This is a genomic window from Rhizobium sp. RU36D (genome assembly GCF_900176345.1).
Classification (GTDB): domain Bacteria; phylum Pseudomonadota; class Alphaproteobacteria; order Rhizobiales; family Rhizobiaceae; genus Allorhizobium.
Window position 1 is genome coordinate 1 of sequence record NZ_FWXU01000055.1, and the last position, 6334, is coordinate 6334.

At 58.4% G+C, this 6334-nt stretch carries 6 protein-coding genes and 2 pseudogenes; 3 read left to right on the forward strand and 5 right to left on the reverse strand.

Going from position 1 to position 6334, the window contains the following annotated elements; translation table 11 throughout:
• Positions 1–291 precede the first annotated feature (291 nt).
• Together tnpB (B9A97_RS28920) and B9A97_RS28925 are read left to right on the forward strand one after the other, a co-directional pair.
• Positions 292–588 carry an IS66 family insertion sequence element accessory protein TnpB gene (tnpB, locus tag B9A97_RS28920; RefSeq protein ID WP_084369287.1) on the forward strand — a complete coding sequence of 99 codons (297 nt, stop codon included), beginning with the start codon at positions 292–294 and terminating at the stop codon, positions 586–588.
• A gap of 58 nt (positions 589–646) precedes the next feature.
• Positions 647–1566, forward strand: a pseudogene (locus B9A97_RS28925) (transposase); the annotation flags it as partial.
• A gap of 41 nt (positions 1567–1607) precedes the next feature.
• Here the strand turns inward: B9A97_RS28925 and B9A97_RS28930 are convergent.
• Positions 1608–3164: an ISL3 family transposase gene (locus B9A97_RS28930; protein WP_084369288.1), complete on the reverse strand. Its 1557-nt coding sequence runs from the start codon at positions 3162–3164 to the stop codon at positions 1608–1610.
• A 91-nt stretch (positions 3165–3255) separates the two neighbouring features.
• Between B9A97_RS28930 and B9A97_RS28935 the strand changes: the two are divergent.
• Positions 3256–3888, forward strand: a pseudogene (locus B9A97_RS28935) (IS3 family transposase); the annotation flags it as partial.
• Positions 3889–3939: 51 nt separating this feature from the next.
• Here B9A97_RS28935 and tnpB (B9A97_RS28940) read toward each other — a convergent pair.
• From tnpB (B9A97_RS28940) to B9A97_RS28955, 4 genes are all read right to left on the reverse strand, one after another.
• Entirely contained in the window at positions 3940–4125 is a 186-nt protein-coding gene (tnpB, locus tag B9A97_RS28940; protein ID WP_084369289.1) for an IS66 family insertion sequence element accessory protein TnpB, read from the reverse strand.
• On the reverse strand, positions 4122–4472 hold the full coding sequence (locus B9A97_RS28945; protein ID WP_244564405.1) for a transposase: 351 nt from the start codon (positions 4470–4472) through the stop codon (positions 4122–4124). The genes tnpB (B9A97_RS28940) and B9A97_RS28945 overlap by 4 nt, the downstream gene beginning before the upstream one ends.
• Positions 4473–4557: 85 nt before the next feature.
• A complete protein-coding gene (locus B9A97_RS28950; RefSeq protein ID WP_179145434.1) occupies positions 4558–4923 on the reverse strand; it encodes a transposase in 366 nt (121 codons plus the stop codon).
• A 394-nt stretch (positions 4924–5317) separates the two neighbouring features.
• Positions 5318–6334: tyrosine-protein kinase family protein (locus B9A97_RS28955; protein ID WP_179145435.1), on the reverse strand; the 1017-nt coding region annotated here is incomplete at its 5' end.

The following is a 6334-nucleotide window of genomic DNA, read 5'->3' on the forward strand; positions in this document are numbered from 1 at the left end:
CCGGTCTTCCGGGGCGCGCCCCGGAAGACCGGCGGCCGCAGCACCTGGGGAAGATTCAAACGGCGCTATTGGGGAGTATTGCTCCGGTACTGACACCGGTACCGCCTGCGACATCCCATCCTCGTCGGAAGCGTAGCGATGTAATGATTGAACTTGGTCGAGGTCGGCGTGTCCACGTTGATAGCGATATCGATACCGAAGCGCTTGGCCGCATTCTCGATTGTATTGGGCCTGCCGTAATCCCGGTGCCGAGTGGGGTGAACGGTCTGGTTGGCGACAGGCCATACCGATATGCGCAAAGGCTTCCCCGGTCTGTCGTTGATGGTGCAGGAGGCGCTGAAGCGCGACCCGATGTACTGGCACCTGTTCGTATTCCGCGGCCGAGGCGGTGGCCTGACCAAGGTGATCTGGCATGATGGCCAAGGAGCCTGTCTATTCACGAAGAAGATGGAGCGTGGCCGCTTTTTCAGGTCATCAGCGGCCGATGGCACAGTTGTGGTCACGCCCGCACAGCTCGGTTATCTGTTGGAAGGTATCGACTGGCGGATACCACAAAAGACCTGGCTGTTGATTTCCACTGAGAGCTGACCCGGCGCGGCCTGATAGGGGGTGCGGACGAAAACTTGGACCACCAAGGAGGTAGTTCATGTATTCCTACGCAGACAGACTTCGAGCCGTTGAGCTCTACATCCGGCTTGGCAAGCGGCTCAAGGCAACCATTCGCCAGTTGGGTTATCCCAGAAAGAATGCCCTGAAGGGTTGGTACCGAGAGTACGTGGAGAATCGCGACTTGCGTGTTCAGGCGGTAGCTCGAGCGCCAAAATTTTCCGAGGCCCAAAAGCAGGCTGCCCTTGAGCATTACCGCACTCACGATCGTTGCATCTCTTCGACGATGAGGGCGCTTGGTTACCCTGGTCGCGGAACTCTAACCGCATGGGTCCGGGAGGTCTTTCCGGAGGCGCGCTCATCCATGGTTGGTCGATCTTGGCGCCGTGGCTATTCCGATGAGCTCCGGCAAGCGGGGGTCATCGGGCTGTGCAATGGGGATGAAAGCGCTCAACAGTTGGCTGACCGCCTGGGCGTCTCAAGGCCGACATTGTATAGCTGGAAAGACCAGCTTCTCGGTCATGAGGCTTCTTCATCGATGAAACGCCGCAAAACCAACGCTAAAGTGCCAGAACGTGAAGAACTCGAGCGACGGCTCGAAGCCCTCCAGCGTGATGTCCGCCAGTTGCAACTCAAGCATGATCTCCTGAAGAAGGCCAATGAACTCCTAAAAAAGGCCTGGGCGTCGATCTGCAGATCCTGAGTAATCGGGAGAAGACACAGCTGGTTGACGCCCTTAGGAATATCTATCGCGTGCCGGAACTTCTTGCCCAATTGGGCTTGGCGCGTAGCTCCTACTTCTACCACAGGATCCGTGTGGGCCTGGCAGACAAATATGTCGCTATCCGCCGCAGCATGACGGAAATCTTTGAAACGAACCATCGTTGTTACGGCTATCGCAGGCTACAGGCGTCGTTGGCCAGGCAGAGCGTGACAATCTCGGAAAAGGTTGTCAATCGGCACGCAAAGTTGGCTCTGACGCACTTTTGGTGGTCAGAGGCCTATCCGGCGCCGATGACACACGCCTGAAGGAGGTCGATTTTCCCTCGGCCGTACATCTGGCGTTTTACAAGCTTGAGCTTGGTAATTTGCCCCTCTGTCTGTCCATTTGACCAGGGCGAACTGATCGCGGCACTCACGGCTGCCCGGTCTTTGGCTACACCATTGGCGAAGGCTGCGACCAAGCTTGGTCGGGCGCGTTCCAGCCATGGTTCGAGATCGGCGAGAGATTTCTTGCGGATCATGGCTTGGAAAGCGGCGACGACTTCCCGCGCTTCGACGAGTTGAGGCACTCCGCCTTCAATGGCGGCAACCGTAACGGTCTGAGACTTGGAAAGATCATCGCGGCCGATGGTCATGAGGCGTGCGACAGCCCGTGCCGACGGCGTACGGCTCAAGGCATAACAATCCATCATTTCCGCCCTTCTGCGACGCGTCGCCCACTCGGTGACAACACGAAGGCAGCCCCGGAAACCCTGGCGCGTTAACTCTCGCCACAACTGCGCGCCATTGCGGTGACCGGCACTCCATTGAGCATCGAGCCATGGCAGATAAACTTCGAGCGAGTTCTCCCGCACCCGGAACACGTCGGATCGCTGCCCGCGTAGCACCCGCCTGACGAGGCCACGACTGTGCCCGGTGCGACGAACAATTTCTTTGATTGCAACACCGGACTTAGCCAAGTCCAGAATCGCAGCGTTTGCGTCTTCTCGATGAAGATATCCCTGATACTGGATCCGCTCAGCGGCCGTCAGCAGGTCCGGATTGATCGTTGCGGACCCGATCGCAGTTCTGATCTGTCGCATGGATTTACGGACGGCGTCGAGGAATGCCCGACTGGCGTTTTCCATCAAATGCCATCGATCGGCCACTTGGGTTGCCTCTGGCAACGCCTTTGCCGCGGCAAGGGCGTAGGCGCCGCCGCGGTCGCGGGCGACAATATTGATCTGCTGCTGATCCGAAAGCCAGGCCTGAGCGGTCGCCGGTTCTCGGTCCGGCAGAAGTGCAATGGTTTTGCGCCGTTCGAGATCGCAGATGATAGTCCCGTAGCGCTGGTTGCGCCGCCACGCCCAGTCGTCGATGCCGATCACCGTTGGCGGAACGAAACGCGGGGTGCCTCGCCGCCGGACGACGCGCAACAAGGTGTCGTTGCTGACCGGCACCATCAGTCTGCGGGCGATAGTTGCCGCCGGTCGCCCACCCAAAGCAAGCCCGAGATGATGGACAATATGATCAAGCCGCGCGGTGCGCCGAGCCCATGGCGCAAGGACATCTGTCTCAAAGCGCTCGGTAAAGATCCTTCGGCCACACAGCACTGCGTCACAATGGAACCGGCGTGCGGCAATAACCAATCGCACAGACTTTCCCGCGATGGGAAGATCGTTCAGGTGTCGATGATAACGACTGTGTATCCGCTCCGATCTTGTGCCGCAGCCTGGACAACGGCTGGATATATCCGTCGATCGGACAGTGAGTATGATGGCATCGCCAGCAGAAGCTGTCTCATCAATGACAAAGCCACGAGGCATGAGTGCGGAGGGGCGAAGCGAATGAACCATGGCGCTGATTCCTTTTGCAAAACCAACGCCAGCCGACGCCCAAAATTCATCAAAAGTGAGTCAGAGCCAATTTTGCACGCCGAAACACAAAAAGGTGGTCCAGCGCTTGATGAAGCAGGAGCAGTTGGTCGTCGCAAGGCCACGTCGAAAGCGTTTCGGATCCTATCTGGGAGAAATCAGTCCGGCGCCCGAGAACGTAATCAATCGCGACTTCCATGCAAAAGCGCCAAACCTGAAGTGGCTGACAGATATCACCGAGTTCCAAATCCCAGCCGGGAAGGTCTACCTTTCGCCTATCATCGATTGCTTCGACGGCATGGTGATCAGTTGGTCCATCGGAACGCAACCAGATGCAGGGCTGGTCAACACCATGCTAGATGCAGCCATTGAGACCGTAACCGAAGCGGTGGAACGGCCAATCGTCCATTCCGATCGCGGAGCTCATTATCGCTGGCCAGGCTGGCTAACCCGGGTCAGCGAAGCGAAACTGGTTCGCTCGATGTCCCGAAAGGGTTGCTCGCAAGACAATGCCGCGTGCGAAGGGTTCTTTGGCCGGTTGAAAACCGAACTCTTCTATCCCCGGGACTGGAAGGCCATGACGATCGAACAGTTCGTCGGCGAGGTGGATGCCTATATCCGCTGGTATAATGAGAAGCGCATCAAGATATCGCTGGGATCGCTCAGCCCAGTCGAATATCGTAAAGGCCTCGGCCTGATCTTATGAAGCAGTCCAACTTTTTATCCGCACCCCCGCCGGGTCAGCTCTCAGTGGAAATCAACAACCGGATCCATCCCACCAGACGATCTTGACACGGTCGGCCCTTTTGGCCCGGAAGACACAAAGCGAGCCGTTGAACGGATCACTGCCGGCGTCGCGCACCAACGACAGCAGGCTGTCGGGCCATTTGCGGAAGTCGATGGGATGACTGGCGAGGACGACCTTTACGCCTGTGGGGATCATGCTGAGAGAACCGCTCGGATCACGCGCTGCAGATGAGCTTCGTCAGCATCGACGGGAGCGCGCACGACGATACCGCCAATGACGATTTCGACGATGGAGTCGGAGCCAGGTGCTGCGCTCTGGGATCCAACTGCCGGTTCTGCTTGTCCAGGTTCTTCACTGCCCAGCAGCTCTCTGCGCCAGCGGTAGAGTTGAGACGGCAGGATGCCGATCTGCCGCGCGACTGCCGATATGTTCACACCGGGCTGACAGGCCTGCTCAACCGCTGTGGCCTTGAATTCGGCGGACCAGAACCGCCGCAACTGTCGCGGCGATCCGTCAAGGCGATCGGGCACCGCCTCGATCATTCGCATCAATCCAAGGCTAGCCGCAGGCCTAGACATACATCCTCACATTCAGAGAACTCGTATGTCCGGAATACCCTGCCCAGCATCAGCCACGCCAGATGGGGTCTCCTTGCCGCTTACGGATGATACGCTGCAGATGTGCTTCTTCAACATACCGGCCGGCCCGCACGACGATACCGCCAATGACGATTTCGACGACAGGGTCGGGGTCAGGTCCGACGCTCTGCGGATCAACTGCCGCGGCTGCTTGTCCAGGCTCATCACTGCCGAACAGTTCTCTGCGCCAGCGGTAGAGTTGAGCCGGCAGGATCCCGATCTGCCGCGCAACTGCCGACATGTTCACACCGGGCTGACAACCCTGCTCAACTGCTGTGGCCTTGAAATCGTTGGACCAGAATCGCCGCAACTGACGCGGCGACCCGTCAAGGCGATCGGGCACCGCCTGGATCATTGGCATCAACCCAAGGCTCGCCGCAAGTCTAGACATAGATCCTCACATTCAGAAAACTCGTACGCCCGAAATACCCTGCTGAGCATCAGTCGCGCCAGATGGGGTCTCCTTGCCGCTTACTGATCCTGGCCGGACACGGAGAGAAAGACCAATCCGCTGCCGATCATGACCATGCCGAGTGGGGCCTGGGCTAGGGACAGGGCAAGGAAGGTTTTGAGAAGGAGGGATCAGCAGCTTCACGGTGAGTAACGACGGCAGAAGCAGCAGCAAGAACGCGAACTTGTTGATCTCCACAGAGAGCTTTTGACATCCGCCGACCTCGATCGGCAATAGTTTGCCTCAGACCGCACCTGATTCTTAAAGCGCCGACGCTTTCAATCAGCCAGGAGACGCTCTAATGACTGTATCCGGAGTAACGATACGAGCTATCATTGCGCGTATTTTCCTTCTGGTTCATCGCCACCATCGCCGGCGTTCCCTTCGGAGCATTCTCGATCAATGCCGTCAGGGACTTGCGGACCAGAGTCTGCGACGTGCTGGCCCAGCGAACAACGAACACGATGAAGTCTGCATGCCGCGCGAGATAAAGAGCGTCGACCACGGGACCGACAGGCGGCGTGTCGATAACGATGTATTCGAAGTGGCGACGGGCCGCGGAAATGATCTGCGAGAACCGCTCGCCCATCACCAGATCGTCGGTTGCCATGTCCGTCACGCGATCGCCGACGATAACGGAGAGATCGGAGAGCGGATCGGCGATTGTCTGCTTGGAGACCGACTGCGCCGCCTCCGTGCCCTGCAACAGGTCAGCGAACCAGGAGCTTCTTTCTACGCCTAGAAGGCTATTGATGCTCGGCTTGCGGAAGTCGCAGTCGATCAGCAGCGTCTTCTTACCGGATTTTGCCAGGGTTCGGCTGAGGGCAAGCGATACTGTGGACTTTCCTTCATTCGGCTCGGACGATGACACGAGCACAACAACGCATTCGCGGCGATCTTGCCCCGTGGCCTGAGCCGTCTTCTCAAACAGCAGCCGCTCGACACCCACGCGAATACGCCTGATGCTTTCGGAGAAGACCGATAGAGGCGACGTGACCACAAGGTCGGCCACGCTGTGTGTGGTCAGGTTCGCATCGACAGCCTGCTTCGGAATGACGGTGGCAAGCTTTGCCCTGAGCACGGGCTCGATCTGTTCTTCGCTGGTGAAGCCGCCGACGAAATGTTCCCGCAGCACTGCAATGGCGCCGCCAAGAACGAGCGCGAAGGCAACCGACACAAAGAACATCAGTTTCCTGTTCGGGAAAGATGGTTGTGCGGGGACCAAGGCAGCGTTCACCACGCGGCTATCGGCCAATTGCAGCTGTGCCTTGGTATCCAGTTCGCGCAGGCGCTGGAGCAGGGTCTGGTACTGGGT

Bases quoted from the DNA above. Each gene is read 5' to 3' on its own strand.
- B9A97_RS28945 (WP_244564405.1), bottom strand. From the start codon at position 4,472: ATGATCGAGGCGGTGCCCGATCGCCTTGACGGATCGCCGCGACAGTTG.
- tnpB (WP_084369287.1), top strand. From the start codon at position 292: ATGCGCAAAGGCTTCCCCGGTCTGTCGTTGATGGTGCAGGAGGCGCTG.
- tnpB (WP_084369289.1), bottom strand. From the start codon at position 4,125: ATGATCCCCACAGGCGTAAAGGTCGTCCTCGCCAGTCATCCCATCGAC.
- B9A97_RS28950 (WP_179145434.1), bottom strand. From the start codon at position 4,923: ATGATCCAGGCGGTGCCCGATCGCCTTGACGGGTCGCCGCGTCAGTTG.
- B9A97_RS28930 (WP_084369288.1), bottom strand. From the start codon at position 3,164: ATGGTTCATTCGCTTCGCCCCTCCGCACTCATGCCTCGTGGCTTTGTC.